This is a genomic window from Natrinema sp. DC36, assembly GCF_020405225.1.
GTDB lineage: Archaea > Halobacteriota > Halobacteria > Halobacteriales > Natrialbaceae > Natrinema.
Window position 1 is genome coordinate 1,275,427 of sequence record NZ_CP084472.1, and the last position, 16,419, is coordinate 1,291,845.

Genomic DNA, 16,419 nt, shown 5'->3' on the forward strand with positions numbered 1-16,419 from the left:
TATGCGAGAGACAGCGACACAGACGTTATCCCCCGGAATCCACCGGATCGAGACCGTCATCGACGACAAGCTACACGGTTACCACGTCCTCGAGGGCGCCAACGGACCGATCGTCGTCGATCCCGGCGTCGTCGACGCGCCGACGACGATCTATCGGCCGTTCCTCGAGGAGATGGACTGGTCACTCGCGGACGTGTCCCTGGCGGTGATCACCCACGCGGATGCCGATCACCACGGCGGTACCCACGAACTCCGCGAGCACGCACCGTCGGTTACGCTGGCGGCTCACGACGCCGACGTGAACCTGATCGAGAGCACCGACCGGATCATGCGCGAACGCTATGGGATGTTCGCCGACGACCACGGTATCACGTACAACGATGACACCACCGAGTGGCTCGAGGGGATGATGGGACCCGGCGAACGGATCGACCTCCGTCTCCGGGGCGGAGAGTCGCTCGCGCTCGCGGATCGGGAACTGCGGGTCCTACATACTCCCGGGCACACGCGCGGTCACCTCGCGCTCTACGATCCCGTTACCGACCTCGTAATCGGTGGCGACGCGGTCTTCGGCCGGGGCGTGTTCACCGTCACTGGCGGCTACATTCAGCCGCCGCCGTACTACCGCTCTCCCGCCTACGAGAACACGATCGACCTGCTCCGAACCCTCGATCCGGACGTGCTGTCGCTGACTCACTACGAGGTCTTCGAGGGTACCGACGTCGAGGACTTCCTCGATGAATCGCTGGCTTTCGCGTCGGAGCTAGACGCGCTGATACCGACCCTCGTCGACGAGCGCGAACCGATCACCCTGCGCGAGGCGATCGACGCCGTCGTCGAGCGTCGGGGCAGCTACGGACTCGACATCGACCTCGCGTATCCGCTCTCCGGTCACTTTGCGGCCCACGTCGACCGCGGGACCCTCGAGCGGACGACGGCGGACGGCGTCGTCGCGTGGCGTCAGGCGTGAGACGGTCGTTCGGTATTGATAAACATTTATTCGTGGGGCCAGCTAGCGAGACTCGTGATGAAACGGTCAGGAGTACGTCAGGTTCAGCTCGACCACGTTCGCGGCGCTCTCGAGGAGTTCGGGGAGTTCGGTCTCGAACCGGTCGCCTTTCATGCGGCTCTTCGGTCCGGCGACGCTGAGAGCGCCGATCGGGCGGTCGTCGCGGTCCAGAATCGGGACGGCGACACAACAGAGTCCGTCGATTCGCTCCTCTCGATCGAACGCCACACCACGGTCCCGGATCGTCTCGAGTTCGGCCTTGAGCTCGTCGCGGTCGGTGATCGAGTGCGCGGTATCGGCCGACATCCCGTGTTCGTCGAGGATTTCGTCGACGCGCTCCGCCGGGAGATGCGCGAAGATCGCCTTCCCCAGTCCCGTGTTGTGAAGCGGCACGCGGTGGCCGGTACTCGCCGCGACGTTGACGGCCTGATCGCCGCGCACCCGACAGACGTAGACGCCCTGTCCGTGCTCTTCGACCAGCAGGTTGACGAGCTCTCCGGTCTCATCCGCGATCGCTTCCATCTCAGGACGGGCCGTCTCGTAAAGGTCGTCACGCTGGCGCGCGTACCGGCCGAGATCGAGAAACCGGAGGCCGAGGTAGTAGGTCCCGTCCTCTTTGACGACGTACTCCTCCTGCTCGAGCGTGCTGAGATAGTTGTAGACACTGCTTTTCGGCAGCTCGAGCTCGTTCGACAGTTCGGTGACCCCGGCACCGTCGAGTCGGCGTAACGTCTGGAGAATGTTGAACGTCGTGACAACCGATTTGACGGGATTGTTCGCTCGTTTGCCCATGCAATGGCTAGATAGTGTTTAGTATAAATATTTGTGTGTTCAGCATTCACGAACGGAAGATGCAGTATGACGACTACGCATTCGGATAAAGCGATGCTGGACGGCGTCGATCACTGCTGCTTCGGATATGTGAGTCGTTTGTACCGTCGCTCGCGAGCGAGACGGCAGTTCGTTATGAATGAACGATTTCCTATACGATCTTTTCAGCGTCGGTACCGGTATATCACTCCAACAGACGCAAATAAACGACCGGGCATGTTGATCCCCTGACTGACGACGATACCGCCCGAAAACGGTACGAAAACCAGTCGTACGCGTGGGGGAAAGTTTTCGGTCGAAGCTCTCCCTTCTTCTCGATTTTCATTCGGTATTACATAACGATCGGTGAGTTCGTCGAAACGAGAACGTAGTCGGACGAAAGGCGACCACTAGCCGGCTCGCAACCGGTTGAAAACGCGGTTTCCAGTCGAATCGTCGATCGCTACCCGGTGCCGTCGACATTCTAATTACAACCGTAGGATCGTAATGTAGAACGGCTGACCTCGGTGACCGGCCGCCCGTTAGGAGACCTGATCTGCCTAAATACTAGTATATCGTCACTTCCCATAAAACATAATAATTCTAGTACAAAATCAGAGTCGGGGGTCTTTGGCCGTATATGTCACGGCGAAATATACGGACAACCGCCATTTCAGGCCGCTCAAAGGGATACTATCTCGGGGAGACGTCTCCAGTAAATCGCTGTCTCGCGCTGCCGGAGCTATCGCTGAGGGCCATCGATTCTCGCCCCAAATCGGCTTATTTCGACTCCTTCCCTCCACTACCGAGCGAACTTCCACGATTGTCGCTGTATCAGCCGAATATGTATATTATATTATTCATATTTAATATTACAGTCCTTTAGAACAAGGGAATTGGTCTGGGCCGTTAGATGGCGGGTGCGATAGTGATCGGCTCCTCGAAGCGGTTCATCCGATTCAAAGGAGCGTTCCGCACTCGTCTCGATATCGTTTCAACTTCACTGTACATCCGTATTCCGTTGTCGAGATCTGTTCGACACCGATCGGTATCGAGGGAATTCGGCCGGAGTTCCGACCCAATCCATTCGAGCAACGACCAACAACTCAAAAATAGTTTCTGACAACTCGACAGCGTACCGCCTACACTTTTATACTCGCTGCCACTACCGTTGGAACATGCGAGCAGCCGTACTCGAAGAACATGGGGAACCGCTGGCAGTCAAAGACGTTGACTATCCGGAGCCGGGAGCCGATCAGGTAATCGTCGAGACCGAGGCGTGTGGGATCTGTCGGAGCGACTGGCACGCCTGGCAGGGCGACTGGAGCTGGATCGGCGCGGGCGTCCCGGAAGGGCAGATCCTCGGCCACGAGCCCGCTGGCGTCGTTTCGGCGGTCGGGAGCGACGTCGAGACCCTCGAGGAAGGCGACCGCGTCGCGGTGCCGTTCCACCTCGGCGACGGCACCTGTCCGCACTGTCGCGAAGGGCGGGCGAACAACTGTGAGACGGTGCTTCCGCTCGGCCTGTCGGAGTACTCCCAGGGCGCGTTCGCGGAGGCGTTTCCCGTTCGGGAAGCCGACTTCAACTGCGTGAAACTCCCCGATGACGTCGGCTTCACGGAGATGGCGGGTCTCGGCTGCCGGTTCATGACGGCCTACCACGCGCTGGCCGACCGGGCCGACCTTCGACCCGGCGACTGGGTCGCCATCCACGGCTGCGGCGGCGTCGGCCTCTCGGCGATCCACATCGCGGACGCGCTGGGTGCCCACCCGATCGCGATCGACCTCGTCGACGACAAACTCGAGCGCGCCGAGGAACTCGGTGCCCGGGAGACGGTCAACGTGACGGAGGTCGACAGTTCGGCCCAGGCGGTCCAGGCCATCACCGACGGCGGTGCCGACGTCTCGATCGACGCACTGGGCGTCGCCGATACCTGCAAGAACTCGGTCAACAGCCTCGGCACGCGGGGCAGCCACGTGCAGGTCGGACTGACGACCGGCGAGGAGGAGGGCCAGATCGAACTTCCCGTCGACGTCATGACGATGCAGGAGATCGACTTCCACGGCTCCTTCGGGATGCCGCTGGTCCGCTACGAGGAACTGTTCAACCTGATCGCACAGGGCACCCTCGAGCCCGACAAGATCATCGGCAAGACGCTGTCGCTCGAGGAGGCTCCCGAGACGCTCGCCTCGATGGACGACTACGAAACGGTCGGCATTCCGGTCATCACGGAGTTCTGAGCGCGAACTACGAACGTCGTTCCGCTCGGTTTTCACTACTGGGTTTCGACTCTGCGAGCCGCGGCTGTACGGGGGACGTATCGTGAAACCCGGGCGGGCGGGAACCGCCCTGGGCGTGAGAGACATGAGCGTACTCGAAGCGGGGGCGAGTCCACGTCCGAGCGATTCGGGCACGAACGCACGCAATGGCTGGTCAGCGCACAGATGAGCCGAGCGCGTACCCGGCGGGGAGTTACAACCCCGCAGGTCGACCGTTGCACGTGTTACCCATTGTTATGCAGCCGCTTGGCCACCGGTAGCGACTCCAAACCGAACGCAGGTACCGTCTACTCCGATCGTAGCACCCTGCTACCGGTCGGCACTCGGTACACCCCGTCCGTTGTACTCCCTCGCGCTGACGAACCAAGCGGAACGGACTCGCGTGGACGAACGGACGAACTCGAGTAGACGATCGGTCGAACCCTCGCCCGTCTCGAGATCGGACGCAACCGGTCGACGGGCAGGAGCTGCTTGCCTGCGACGCCTCCAGAAGGATGGGACTGCAGCCCGTTCGGGATCGTATGAGTGACGACGACGAATCGGAGCCGATTCGGATCGGTATCGTCGGACTGGGCTACATCGGGACCACCGTCGGTGGGCAGTTCCACCGTCACCCTGACGCGACCGTCCGCGCGGTCTGCGATCTCGATGCGGCGCTCCGCGACGAAGTTGGCCGCGGGTTCGGCGTGTCCACAGATCGGCAGTACGCCGAGTACGAGACGATGCTCGCGGAGGCGTCTCTCGACGCAGTGCTCGTCGGGACGCCGCACACTCTCCACTACGAGCAAGTCGTCGCCGCCCTCGAGCGGGGCTGCCACGTCTACTGCGACAAACCGCTGACGACCGATCTCGAGCGGGCCCGCGACCTCGCGGATCGAGTCGAGCGAAGCGATCGGACCGTGATGGTCGGCTACCAGCGCCACCTCCAGACGGCGTTTCGAACGGCACGCGCCCGGTTCGACGAGCGCGAGCCGGAGTGGCTGACCGCCTCCATCACGCAGGGGTGGATCGACGACTCGCGGGAGACCTGGCGGCTCGATCCCGATCTGTCCGGCGGCGGTTTTCTCTACGATACGGGTAGCCACGTCCTCGACGGTGTTCTCTGGACGACCGGCCTCGAGCCGGCGTCCGTCGCCGCGAGCATGGCGTTCCACGACGACGAGCAGCGGGTCGACCGCCGCGCTCACCTCGACGTTCGGTTCGAAAACGGTGCGACTGGCACGTTTTCGTTTCACGGCGACGCGCCGTCGGTCCGCGAGCACGTCCACCTCTGGGACGAGGAGGGTGCGGTCTACCTCGAGGGAACGCAGTGGGGGCCCCGGGAGGTCGTCGAAATCGATTCCGACGCCGGGGAGTACGTTCCCTATATCGATCCCCGCGACGAACGGACCCGGGCCGACGCGTTTCTCGAGAGCGTCAGAAGCGGAACCGAGCCGCCGGCGACGGTTCGGGACGCGCACCGGGTGACGGCGCTGACCGAGGCGGCTTACGAGGCGGCTCGAACCGGTGATCGAGTTTCCGTCGACCGATGATCGTCGCTCCGCCAGCGCATCGATCGGTGCGGCCGCCGGAACAAACCGATCGCGCTTCCCCCGGCGTCGAATCGTCTTTCGGAACCGGTCGTTGCCGTTCGATTTCACCCGGATAAGTGGGATGATAACCGTCTTGTTACGGCTGTAAAAGCGGCTTTTCGTCGGAATACTCGTCGCCGAGCCATCGGGTCGATCCCGCCTCCGTCCCGGGGTATGAAACAGTTACTCTCGGTCGGTCGGCCGCGAGCGACGGGGCGAGTCGTCCGGATCCCCGTTCGATGGCGGTCGGCGGGTAAGACCCCCATAGTCGTCTTTGCCGATCGGTTACAAGCCGGATAACTACATCTGGTGCTGGCTATCGAACGAGTATGATAACCTGCACTAACTGCGAGACCGCCCAGTTCCTGCAGATCACGCAGAGTCGCGTCTACTTCGAGGACGGCGAAATGATCAACGAGATCTCCGAGACGTACGAGTGCACCCTGTGTGGGGCGACCGGCCAGTACGTCTACGATGACGACAGCGATGAGGAGACAGTCACTGGCGAGGTCGAGCACACGACCGAACGCCCGAAATACGCCTGACCGTCAGCCCTCTCGGGGAACGAGACTCTCCGGGGGAACGGGAACGAACGAACCAAACTGGGTCGGCCGGTTACGTGCAGAGCAGGCGCAAAGCCTCGCCGTTCACGGCGGGGAGGATGTCAAGCGTGCGGTAGCGGCGTTTCTCTCTCCGTCGATCGCAATCGTCACGTCGTCGCTTCGTTCGATCGTCCTTCTCCTGTCAGCAGTCTCGAGTCGACGGTCTCGTGCCCGTAGTCAACTCGACGTTCCATCTCCGCCCTCGGCGTCCTCGTGGGAGCGACCGACACCGAGTTCGTCGAACGTAGTGCGGTTCTCGTCGAGTTCCGGCCGATCGTACTGGCGTCGGCTCACGGCTGCATTCCGGCGGCTGGCGTCCCACTCCTCGAAGAGGCCGTACTCCGTCATCGTCTCCATACCGGCGATGGCCGCCGTGAGCTTGATCCCGACCAGCGGAATATCCGCGACGGAGACGATCACGTCCGCGCGGAGGATCGCACCGTCTCTGAGCAACACGTCGAGCACGTCGACGAGCGCATCGTCGTTCTTTTGCGGTCTCATGGCTGTGGATTCGCTCGCTCGTCCGCGGCGGTCCCGCCACCGCCGAGTTCCGGTGCGAACGTGTACGGCGGCCACGGTCCCGTGAACCTGACCTCGACTCCGTCGTTCGCCGCCACGTCGTCGAGTATCGAGCCGATGGCTCCCTCGTCGTCCTCGTGGGCCAGCACCGTGAGCCGACAGAGGGTTTCGCCGTCGCCGGACTCGTCCGATCCGCCGCTCGAGTCTCCGCCCGTTTCCGACTCGCTGTCGGTTATGTCGTTCGAGAGTTGCGCGCTCGGCGAGCGCTCGAGCGCGTGGACCTCCCGCGCTTTTGCGGCCAGTCGCTCCTCGAGGTCAGCGGTCAACGATTCCCGTCGCGCGGCTCGAATCTCCGTCAGTCGCTGGTCGAACTTTTTCTCGAGCAGGAACGCCGTTCCCTCCTCGGAGCCGTCGATCTGCTCGTCCAGTTCGCGCAGCCGTTCGTCGCGCTCGATCAGCGCCTCGTCGCTGATCGGATCGACTTCGACCACTTCGACGCGGTACTCCCAGTGGTCCGCCAGCCCGGAGAGGGCGCGCTCGAGCGTCTCGGACTCCTCCCGGAGCCACTCTCGGACGGCGGCGTCGTCGCCGCGCAGAATCGTGTCGAACTGGAACGGGATCGGCGTTCCGAAGGCCTGTCCCGCCTCGTCGACGACCGTCTGGTGGCGGACGAGCCAGCGGCGGATCTGTGCGAGATCCGCCGAGTCGTAGATACTGTCGCACGCGTGGACGACGGCTCCGATTCCGTTTTCGACGACGATCGAGACCGGTTCGTCGTCGACGCCGGTCGTCTCGAGGGCGGCGTCCTCGTCGGCCCGCACGAGACAGTACAGGTAGCGTCCCTCGTCGAGAGCCGGTGTCTCGGCGTGCTCGCCGGCCGGCTGCTCGTCGAGCGCCTCGAGTCCCTCGGCGCCATCGTCACCGTCGTTCGTGCCGTCGGAGCTCATTCGCCCTCACCGCCGAACACGGAATACCCAGGTTTCTGCGTGGCGGTCGGCTCGCCGTGAAGTTGTTCGATCGCGTCGTTGACCAGCCCGTCCAGATTGCCCCGGAGATCGTCGACGCCGTCCTCGATCTCCTCGTCCGCTTTGAGCTGTTCGATCTCGGCCTCGATCGTTGCGAGCTGGCTCCCGAGGCGTTCGACCTCCTCGTCCGAGAGGTTCCCCGACTCCATGCGACGAACCGCTTCGCGCTCGAGGGCGTCGATTAGGATTTCAACAACGGTTATGACAAGGGTAACGAGCCCCTGTCGCGCGTCCTCGCCGTCGCCGACGTCGATCGAAGTCATGATCCGTCGCCCTCCGCTTCCGGGGCGGCCTCGTTCTCCGCTGACTCCTCGTCAGCCGACTCCGCTTCGTTCTCGCTCGAGTCCGTGTCAGACTCCGAGTCCGCGTCGGATTCCGACTCGTCACTGAGCAGGTCGAATCCGCCGCTGGTCGGTCTGTCGGGGTTCGGTCTGGCTCCGAGGCGTTCGCTCACTAGCTCGTCGTCGCTGCCGGCGGCGTCGCGCTCGCTCGCTTCGTCGGTTTCCGCGTCGCGCTCGGCGCTATCGGCAGTTGCGTCGCCGTCTTCGTCGGCGGTGACGTTGACGCCTCGAGTCGGATCGATCACCGGATTCGGTCGGTCCATCTCCGCGAGTTCGGGGTCGCCGACCGCTTCGGCGACGCGGCGCATGTCCGTCCCCTCGGGGAACTCGAGGCCGTACTTCGCCGCGGTCTCGAAGGAGGCGATCGCGGCCCGGACCTGCACGCCGAGCAGCTGGGTATCGCCGATCGAGACGGCGATATCGGCGTTGATGACGATTCCCTTGTCCAGGAGCATCTCGACGACTTCGGCCAGGTCGGCCTTCTGGCGGCTGGGCTGGAACTCATCGACCATTGCGATCACCCCCAGCGGTGCGCAGGGTTGGACCGCAGTCAGTCGTCGAACTCACCTCGCAGCCGGTCGATCGTCGGAGTGGTCGGTCATTCATTGTCGTTCCTCCGCTGTCGTTCTTGTCTCCGCTGTCGTTCCCGCTCGAGTTCGAACCGACGGCCGTAGATCCGTTTCCGCGTCGGTGCGGTCGAGAGTTTGACCTCCTGTGGCACCGTCGAATACCGGGTGCCGCTGCCGAGGTCGAGCCGATCGGTCGAAATCGTCGACGCTGCCGTCGGATTTCGCGAGTTCGTACTCGTGTCCTGCCGGCGCATCTTCTCGCGGTTGAACTCGTAGAGCTTCTCGAACGTTTCGTGCGTTTCGAGCAGCGCCGACCGGAAGGCGTCGATGCCTTCCATCGCCTGCTGCTGGATGGCCGCCTGGTAGGCTTCGGGATCCTCCTGGATGTTGATGTCGCCGAGTGCCGCCGTCGCGGCCTCCGTTGAGTCCATGTCCGTCTCGAGGAGTTCCCCCTCCTCACCGAACAGGCGCTCGTCGCTGGCCACGATCTCCGAGACCGCTTTTTCGACCGTGCCGGCATCGGAACTGTCTTCCAACTCATCGAGGGCCTCGTCCAGTTCGCGTTTTTCCTCCCAGAGGCCAGTCAGGTCCGCGGCGTTCCAGGTTTCGAGCAGGTCGATCGCGTCGAACAACTCCCTGAAATCCACGAGTTCGGTCGCGTCCCTATCGTCGTCCGCCAGAATGGCGGGGAGTTCGTCGACATCGATCGCATCCAGGAGTTCCTCCTCCTTGACCGCCTCCGGCAGTTCGCTGAGGTCCATCTCCTCGAGCAGTTCGCCGACCTCCGTTGCGACTCGTGCGAGAGCGTCGAGATCACCGATTATCGAGTCGATGGCGTCGTCGTCGAGTTCGTCGATCGCGTCGGCATCGGCGAGGGTCTCGTCGAGACGCTGGAGGCTCTCGGTCGCATCCTCGAGAAGCACTTCGAACGCGTCCGCCGATTCGTCGTCGCTCATTCGTCACCCTCCATCGCTTCGCTATCCCCACCCGTCGCCGTCTCCGGTCTGATTTGGACCGTAAGCACTCCGTTCTTGATCGTCGCCCGGGACTCCGTCTCAGGCCAGGGGATATCGACGCGATCGAGTTCGGATCCCTCGACGGCGATGACCAGCGTCGAGTCGTCGAAACCCACCGTCACGTCGTCCGGATTGGCTCCGGCGATGTCCGCCGTGACGAGCAGTTCGTCCTCGTGCGTCCGGATCGCCACGTGGTGGTCGCTCGAGGGACCCGACGATCGGATACGGCGCGTCCGCGATCGATCGCTGTTCCGCCCTCGCGACCCCTCGTCGCCGAGCCGATCCCGATCGAGCGACAACTCGTCTGCGAGATCGTCGCCCGATCGGATCGAGATGTCGTAATCGAAGATCGTTCGATCGCCGCGCCGGCGGCCCGAACGAGACGTCGGGCCGTCGTCGAGCGCTTCGAGAGCGGACAGCAGACTCGAGAGCCAGTGATCGTCCTCGTCGATCTGACTGTCGTCGGTCCGGTGCTCGTCGGATCGGTCGTCGGGCGATTCGTCGCGGTCGTCGTCCGGGGAACTGTCGCTCATTTTTTCACCTCCACGCGGCCGCTCGAGAGCTGCTCGTGAACCTCGCGGGCGGTCTCGAGCTCCGCCTCGAGTTCTTCTTTGCGGCGCTGATACTCCGTTTCGGAGCGTTCGCCGAGTTCGTACAGGAGCTGGTTCTCTTTGAGTTCGGCCTCGAGACCCTCCACGTCGTACATCTCGTCGAGCGCGATCGTGTGGAGCGCGTCGACGATGCCGACGAGCGGCCGGAACAGGAGGTCGTCGAGGATGAACATGGTTACTGTTTGGCTCCGATTTTCACGTCGACGAAGCTGTACGGTGCGAACGGCCCCGTGTACTGGACCATGAGCTCGTCGTGGTCGTCCTCGAAGTCGGCGACCGCGTCGTCGAACGCCTCGCGTTCGTCCTCGTCGACGAGATACGATCGGTTCAGCACGAGTCGGTCGCTGAACAGGTCGTTCTCGACGGACTGTGCGGCGATGGGCTCGAGGTGGTCGGCGACCGCCGCCTCGATCTCCTCGCGATCGACGTCGGCGTCTTCCTCGCGGACGAGTTTGAGACCGAGTTCGATCTTGCCTTCGATGTCGTTCATCGCGCGTCGGAAGGCCGGTCGCGCCCCGCGAAGGACGTTCTTCAGCGCTCGATCGCTCTCGAATGCCATCCCGAACTGCATGGGCACGACGGTCGTTCCGCCGTCGTACGCCATGATCTCCCGGAGGACGTCGTCGTGGATCTGTGCGTCCTCGTCCGTCTCCTCGGGATCGGTCGTGTCGGTATCCGAGACGACGGCACCGAGTCGCCGGTGTGAGATCGTGTAGACGCGGTCAGCACCGGCGACCGCGTCAGTTTCGAATTCGACGGTATCCGACTCAACGACGCCGTAGACGTACCGGTTATTCATCGGTAGATCACTCGTTGACTGGTCATATTATTGTCTCGTCGCTAACTCGAGCCCAGTCGTTGCCCGCGACGACCCTGTTGCCGAGACCGACGGGTTGAGAGGCGCGCGCGTAATCCGTCGGCTCGGTTGGTGATAGGACATCTGGATGACATGGGGGTGCGATAGCTGCGCTCCTCGCGGCCGCTGTGCGCGCCGTGTCGAGCACTCGAGTATCGTCACGAGTTGTTCGGTTCCGCTGCGGGTTATCGTAGTGCTTGCAGCTGCAACCCGCGGTATCACGCCGGAAAAAGGCGACACCGACGGCTGATAGTACCGGGAGTCACGACAGTGAGAGAGCGCCACGGGATAGGGTGACTTGCAGTCGCAGTGCAAGCCGAGTTAGGAGACGCCGCTCAAACGGAAGGTGTTATGTCCCAACGAACACCCGATTCATCGAGTCTGGCAGAAGTACTCGACCGCGTCCTCGACAAGGGCGTCGTCATCGACGTCTGGGCTCGCATCTCCGTTGTCGGGATCGAGTTACTGACGATCGAAGCCCGCGTCGTGGTCGCCTCGGTCGACACCTTCCTGCACTATGCGGAGGAGATCGCAAAAATTGAGCAAGCCACGGCGGAGGGCGATCTCGAAGACCTCGAGGAGGTCGAGGTCGAGCCCCGCCCCGAATCGACGCCGAAATCGGCGGAGTAACTCCCCATGGCCGACGACACTTCGCGCAAGCGTACGGTCCGTGGCAGGAAGATCACGGCCAGCCGCGAGCAGAAGGACGGTCGCAGAGCGAAGAAAGAGCTCGCGCGAACGGCATCGAACGCAGGTGAACGAAACGGCGACAGTCCCCTCTCCGATCCCGAGACGGTCGTCCCCGACCCGTTCGTCGAGACCGACGCGGTCAGATCGCTGCGCGATCGGATCGACGGCTGGCTCGAGGCGGACCAGCCGGTTCACCTGATCGGACCGACGGGCTGTGGCAAGACGGCGCTCGCGCTGTCGGCCGCGGCAGAGCGCGGCCGGCCGGTCGTCTGGCTCAACGGCGACGAAGCGGTCGACACCGCTGCACTCGTCGGCTCCCACGCCGGCGGCGAGCGCTACGAGGAGAACGATCAGTTCGTCAGCGGCGTCAGCAAGAAGACGGAGATCGTTCGCGAACGCTGGGTGGACAACCCGCTGTCCGTCGCGGTGCGAGAGGGCGCGACGCTCGTCTACAACGAGTTCTCGCGCAGCGACCCCGCCGCTCACAACGTCCTGCTCTCGGTCTTCGAGGAGGGCGTCCTCGAGCGGCCGGGCAAACACGGCGACGATCGAACGATCGACGTCCACCCCGAGTTCCGGGCGATCCTCACGTCCAACGACGTGGAGTACGCCGGCGTCCACGAACAGCAGGACGCGCTTCTCGATCGGTTCGTCGGCGTCCACATCGACTACTACGACGACGAGACCGAGCGAGAGATCGTCGCCGCCCACGTCGACCTCTCCGACGACGAGATCGCGACGATCGTCGACACGACGCGGGCGCTTCGCGACGAACTCGAGATCGTCGTCGGCACGCGCGCGGCGATCACGGCAGCGAAGGGGTTGACCGTCTTCGACGGCCACGCCGAGACCGACGAGGACGGCGAGTTCGACGACGAGACGCTGGCGGACGTCTTCACGGACGTCCTCGCGCCCAAGCTGGTCGGCGAGAACGACGCCGGCATCGACGACCTGCGATCGCGGATCACCGAGACGATCTGATCCACCGCGGAGGCGATCGGACCGATCCGAACGAACGACAGACCAAACCCAGACCAATGGCCGAAGCCGACACGCAATCACGGGAGCAGTGCAAGGCCCTCACCACGGACGGCGAGCGCTGCTCACGGCCGGCGCAGGACGACGGCTTCTGCTTCCAACACGACGAGAGTGATCAAACAGTGAGCGACAGTCAGACAGCCCAAGAGGAAGAACAGGCCGACCAAACGGACGACACGGCCGAGAGCGGCGACGTCGAGCAGCCCAACTCTCGCGGGACGACCGACATGACCGCGGAGGAGAAGACCAATCCCGAGGAGGTCGACGAGGATGCCGACGTCGAACAGGAGGAGATCGCGGGCATCCTCCCGATCCGAAACACCGTGCAGTCGACCGCCGGGCAACTCATCGGCCACGAGTTCGACGGCGTCAGCGAGATTTCGCCGACCGACGACGGCTGGCGCGCGGTCGTCGAGGTCGTCGAGCGCCGAGCCGTCCCGGACACCCAGGATATCATCGGCCGCTACGAGATCGAACTCGACAGCGACGCCACCGTTCACGGCTACCGACGCCTCGACCGCTACCGCCGCGGCGATACCACCGAGTTCGAGTAACGGCCGATCGGCGCTCGTTCGCTCCGAACGAACGAGCTTCGCACGAGGCCGCTCGAGTGGTAACGCAGGCCGCTGTCGCTCACTCCCGTCGTCTCCTTTGCGTCGTGAATTTCCTCCGCGTGATCGCTCAGATCCGAGGGCCGCCGTCGGCGGCGAGTGCCGATCGATCGTCGGCGGCAGTCGGATCGGGCGGCCGATAGTCACAACACCGGCCGGGGTAGTAACGCCGCGCGAGGACCGTCGCGGCGTTGAAATCAGCGGCAACGGTGTCGTACAACCGAAAGTAGTCGAATCGAAACAGTGCTTTCCCGCCTTCTATTCACTTAGATATTGGGTGAACGCCGTGATAACTACACCTGCGAGTTGACCGATGGTCTCGTCCAATCGTGCGTGGATACACTACCGTTGTCTAGGGGTCGGCCGACAGCGGTTACGTGACTTGGACGAACTCCGCGGCGCCGCTCTGCTCGACGGTAATGCGATAGCCGCTGTACGTGAATTCGACCGTTATCTGTGCCTCTGGCGACGGCGGATTCGAATACAACTCCGATATCATCCCGTCGATGCAGTTGTAGGTCGGTGTCAATTCGTCTGCTTGCTTTCCCTCAAGGTCAGCGATAACTTCCGCTACCGCCACAGCCGGCTCCTCTCTGTCAGTGTCCAATTCCCGGTGAACGATTTCGTCGTTGTGGCTTTCTGTCATAGTATCTCTATAGTTCGGCGTTGTGGACGGAATGAATGTGGGCGAGGCACTGTTCTCACTCGCCCGCGACGGGCGGTGCATAGCCGTCGATATGTGCCGCTTGGTCGATGAACTGGCCGCCCCTATTTATGCCGTCGAGTTCAATCGATTGCCTCTCCTGGGCGAACGTGATGAGGCCAGCATCGGCGAGTTTCGGAAGGTGCATATGACGAAGTTGTACCTCAATGGTAGCACTACTGGTCCGACTCTCCTCAGGTTGGCCAGCGTCCCAGTTGGCGAGTGAAGACGCTAGCGTGTCGAAGTCCACGGTTTCGGACTCTCGGGTCAGGTGATACAAGACGTAGCGCCGGTACGGATGCCGCAACAGGTCAAACATCTCGTTCATTCCTGATTGAGTTTGTTCTGCCATCACCCATCGTCTGGGCCGGACCGCCTTAGTCTCTTTTTTGCGATAATTTTACCTATTTGATAATACAACCAAGAGCGGCTATTTACTTGACTTTCCCAAGCACGATAGAGGAGACAGCCGGGCCGAATCCAGTATGAGTTCGGGACTCCGGCAATTGCTATCCTTCCCGCCGGTGGCTACTCCTCGGACGAACCGATTTCCTCGGGCGCATCGGCATCCTCTCCGGCGAACTCCTGATGGAAGTGATTCCACGGTTGGATGTGTTCTTCTGCCAGAATGTTGCTACTCACGATTCGCAGGCCGAGGTCGTCTAACTGGTTGGTACTCTCCTCGATCTCGGAGGTCGATTCGGCGACGACCTCGACGTGGAGGTTCTCCTCGCCGGACAGCATCTCCCGGACGTTGACGACACCCCGAACTTCTAAGGTATTCTCCGCCATCTCCGACCGGCGGGAGAGGTCCGTCGAGCAGATGAACAACACTTGCATCGGATACCCCGCCTGTTCGTAGTCAAGTTCCGGATTGTAGCCGGTGATGATTCCCTTCTCCTTCAGTTGCTTGATTCGGTTGTGGATGGTTGTTCCAGTTACGTCCGTTTCCTCCGCAATGTCCGTGTCGGAGGCCTCGCGGGCGTCCACCTGCAACAGGTGTAGAATGCGGCGGTCGAGGTTGTCGAGTGGGTCATCGTTCATGACGGTCTATTCGGTGCCAAGTCAGTTGAGTTGGTCGCCCAGACTGGACGCGCGTGGAGTCTTCTCCTCTGTACTGAACGGCTGTGCATACTTACGTATCGTCGTCAGGTTCCTCAACCGTGAGTTTATGCCCAGTTTCCCGCCCGTGTTCAATAATCACCTCAGACGATTTGTTCCCTTCCTTCGTTACCAGCTTTGAGAAGTTACACACAGTACACACAATATGGACTTTCTGTGGGATTTGCACGGCTTCGTCTGTCGCGATCTCTTTTTGCTTGGTCATCTCTGCAAACCATGTGGAGAAACAGCGAGTGGCCGGCGACACGCCGTCAGCGATCCGTTCACTGCTTAACTCTCTGTGTCCTTGGATACGTGGAAGACGTATAAGGGCCTCCTTCACCCATATCCTCACACTTCCGAACGACCACTGGTTATTCTATCATCGATACTGACCTGCGGGGCACTTCGAGAATTCTTTTGCCTGTACTGACCGCTCGGTCATAATCTACTCTCTCTCTCCTAAGCGGACTCGACAACACTCGTTATCGAGGTTCCATCCTCCCCTACTACCGGAGCAGCACCGTTGTACCGTCTCGAATCGGCCAACTGTGACTTTTCGCGAGCGCGGCGCGCAGAGCGCGCACCGCGCAATTGCCCCGCCTCCGTAGGGGCACTACCGTTTCAGACGAACTTCTCCTCGAGGCCAAATTACAATCCCATCCAACCACAACACCGAAGCATCCTCTAGCCGTCGAGCCACTCGTGCAATCGATCGGAGGCCACACCGTCCACGGCGTCGACGTCGGTCCGGAAACTCGGTGTGCCCACTACGACACAGACCGCGACGTGATCGCGTTCGAATTCGCCTGCTGCGAGCGCTACTATCCCTGTTTTTGCTGCCACGAGGAAACGACGGACCACGAGGCCGTGCCGTGGCCTCGAGCCCGATTCGACGAGCCGTCCGTGCTGTGTGGCTGCTGCGGGAGCGAACTCACCGTCCCCGGCTATCTCGCGACCGACTACAGCTGTCCGGCCTGCGACGCTCCCTTTAATCCCGGCTGTGCAAAGCACGCGTCACTGTACTTCGAGACGGCGGATTCGGATCTCGAGTGACCGGGCCGACTC

Annotated in this window: 20 protein-coding genes and 1 pseudogene; 8 read left to right on the forward strand and 13 right to left on the reverse strand. The window is 62.4% G+C overall.

What is annotated here, in order from left to right; all coding sequences use genetic code 11:
* The first annotated feature begins 1 nt into the window (after position 1).
* The gene (locus LDH74_RS06895; RefSeq protein WP_226041780.1) at positions 2–970 is read left to right on the forward strand and encodes an MBL fold metallo-hydrolase; all 969 of its coding nucleotides are present in this window, start codon (positions 2–4) and stop codon (positions 968–970) included.
* A 66-nt stretch (positions 971–1,036) separates the two neighbouring features.
* On the opposite strand, the gene LDH74_RS06900 is transcribed toward LDH74_RS06895, so the two are convergent.
* Positions 1,037–1,801, reverse strand: a complete 765-nt coding sequence (locus LDH74_RS06900; protein WP_226041781.1) for an IclR family transcriptional regulator — start codon at positions 1,799–1,801, stop codon at positions 1,037–1,039.
* A 1,196-nt stretch (positions 1,802–2,997) separates the two neighbouring features.
* Between LDH74_RS06900 and LDH74_RS06905 the strand changes: the two genes are divergently transcribed.
* From LDH74_RS06905 to LDH74_RS06915, 3 genes are all read left to right on the forward strand, one after another.
* On the forward strand, positions 2,998–4,059 hold the full coding sequence (locus tag LDH74_RS06905; RefSeq protein ID WP_226041782.1) for a zinc-dependent alcohol dehydrogenase family protein: 1,062 nt from the start codon (positions 2,998–3,000) through the stop codon (positions 4,057–4,059).
* 560 nt (positions 4,060–4,619) lie between these two features.
* Positions 4,620–5,630, forward strand: coding sequence for a Gfo/Idh/MocA family oxidoreductase (locus tag LDH74_RS06910; RefSeq protein ID WP_226041783.1), 1,011 nt, complete (start codon positions 4,620–4,622; stop codon positions 5,628–5,630).
* Positions 5,631–5,998: 368 nt separating this feature from the next.
* A complete protein-coding gene (locus LDH74_RS06915) occupies positions 5,999–6,214 on the forward strand; it encodes a hypothetical protein (protein ID WP_226041784.1) in 216 nt (71 codons plus the stop codon).
* A gap of 234 nt (positions 6,215–6,448) precedes the next feature.
* On the opposite strand, the gene LDH74_RS06920 is transcribed toward LDH74_RS06915, so the two are convergent.
* The 8 genes from LDH74_RS06920 to LDH74_RS06955 all read right to left on the reverse strand — a co-directional run bounded on the left by LDH74_RS06920 (position 6,449) and on the right by LDH74_RS06955 (position 11,151).
* Entirely contained in the window at positions 6,449–6,772 is a 324-nt protein-coding gene (locus LDH74_RS06920) for a gas vesicle protein (protein WP_226041785.1), read from the reverse strand.
* Positions 6,769–7,737 carry a gas vesicle protein GvpL gene (gene gvpL / locus LDH74_RS06925; protein ID WP_226041786.1) on the reverse strand — a complete coding sequence of 323 codons (969 nt, stop codon included), beginning with the start codon at positions 7,735–7,737 and terminating at the stop codon, positions 6,769–6,771. Before gvpL ends, LDH74_RS06920 begins: the two co-directional genes overlap by 4 nt.
* Complete coding sequence (locus LDH74_RS06930; RefSeq protein WP_226041787.1) at positions 7,734–8,078, reverse strand: gas vesicle protein K; 345 nt, start codon at positions 8,076–8,078, stop codon at positions 7,734–7,736. Before LDH74_RS06930 ends, gvpL begins: the two co-directional genes overlap by 4 nt.
* Complete coding sequence (locus LDH74_RS06935; RefSeq protein WP_226041788.1) at positions 8,075–8,668, reverse strand: gas vesicle protein; 594 nt, start codon at positions 8,666–8,668, stop codon at positions 8,075–8,077. Before LDH74_RS06935 ends, LDH74_RS06930 begins: the two co-directional genes overlap by 4 nt.
* 86 nt (positions 8,669–8,754) lie before the next feature.
* A complete protein-coding gene (locus LDH74_RS06940) occupies positions 8,755–9,681 on the reverse strand; it encodes a hypothetical protein (RefSeq protein WP_226041789.1) in 927 nt (308 codons plus the stop codon).
* On the reverse strand, positions 9,678–10,274 hold the full coding sequence (locus LDH74_RS06945) for an Hsp20/alpha crystallin family protein (RefSeq protein ID WP_226041790.1): 597 nt from the start codon (positions 10,272–10,274) through the stop codon (positions 9,678–9,680). Before LDH74_RS06945 ends, LDH74_RS06940 begins: the two co-directional genes overlap by 4 nt.
* Complete coding sequence (gvpF, locus tag LDH74_RS06950; RefSeq protein ID WP_226041791.1) at positions 10,271–10,525, reverse strand: gas vesicle protein GvpF; 255 nt, start codon at positions 10,523–10,525, stop codon at positions 10,271–10,273. The genes LDH74_RS06945 and gvpF overlap by 4 nt, the downstream gene beginning before the upstream one ends.
* Before the next feature lie 2 nt (positions 10,526–10,527).
* Positions 10,528–11,151: a GvpL/GvpF family gas vesicle protein gene (locus LDH74_RS06955; RefSeq protein ID WP_226041792.1), complete on the reverse strand. Its 624-nt coding sequence runs from the start codon at positions 11,149–11,151 to the stop codon at positions 10,528–10,530.
* Between the two features lie 408 nt (positions 11,152–11,559).
* Between LDH74_RS06955 and gvpA the strand changes: the two genes are divergently transcribed.
* From gvpA to gvpO, 3 genes are read left to right on the forward strand one after another with little or no spacing between them, the layout of a single operon-like run.
* Entirely contained in the window at positions 11,560–11,838 is a 279-nt protein-coding gene (gvpA, locus tag LDH74_RS06960; RefSeq protein WP_226041793.1) for a gas vesicle structural protein GvpA, read from the forward strand.
* A gap of 6 nt (positions 11,839–11,844) precedes the next feature.
* Positions 11,845–12,879 carry a gas vesicle protein GvpN gene (gene gvpN, locus LDH74_RS06965; protein WP_226041794.1) on the forward strand — a complete coding sequence of 345 codons (1,035 nt, stop codon included), beginning with the start codon at positions 11,845–11,847 and terminating at the stop codon, positions 12,877–12,879.
* Positions 12,880–12,935: 56 nt separating this feature from the next.
* Positions 12,936–13,490 (forward strand): gas vesicle protein GvpO, halophile-type, encoded by a 555-nt coding sequence (gvpO, locus tag LDH74_RS06970; RefSeq protein WP_226041795.1) that lies wholly within the window; start codon positions 12,936–12,938, stop codon positions 13,488–13,490.
* 127 nt (positions 13,491–13,617) lie between these two features.
* Here the strand turns inward: gvpO and LDH74_RS06975 are convergent.
* From LDH74_RS06975 to LDH74_RS06990, 4 genes and pseudogenes are all read right to left on the reverse strand, one after another.
* Positions 13,618–13,761, reverse strand: a pseudogene (locus LDH74_RS06975) (transposase); the annotation flags it as partial.
* 159 nt (positions 13,762–13,920) lie between these two features.
* Positions 13,921–14,193, reverse strand: a complete 273-nt coding sequence (locus LDH74_RS06980) for a HalOD1 output domain-containing protein (protein ID WP_226041796.1) — start codon at positions 14,191–14,193, stop codon at positions 13,921–13,923.
* Positions 14,194–14,248: 55 nt separating this feature from the next.
* Entirely contained in the window at positions 14,249–14,602 is a 354-nt protein-coding gene (locus tag LDH74_RS06985; RefSeq protein WP_226041797.1) for an ArsR family transcriptional regulator, read from the reverse strand.
* A gap of 176 nt (positions 14,603–14,778) precedes the next feature.
* On the reverse strand, positions 14,779–15,294 hold the full coding sequence (locus LDH74_RS06990; RefSeq protein ID WP_226041798.1) for an AsnC family transcriptional regulator: 516 nt from the start codon (positions 15,292–15,294) through the stop codon (positions 14,779–14,781).
* A gap of 762 nt (positions 15,295–16,056) precedes the next feature.
* Here LDH74_RS06990 and LDH74_RS06995 point away from each other — a divergent pair.
* Positions 16,057–16,407 carry a CHY zinc finger protein gene (locus tag LDH74_RS06995; RefSeq protein ID WP_226041799.1) on the forward strand — a complete coding sequence of 117 codons (351 nt, stop codon included), beginning with the start codon at positions 16,057–16,059 and terminating at the stop codon, positions 16,405–16,407.
* The last annotated feature ends 12 nt before the right edge of the window (positions 16,408–16,419 follow it).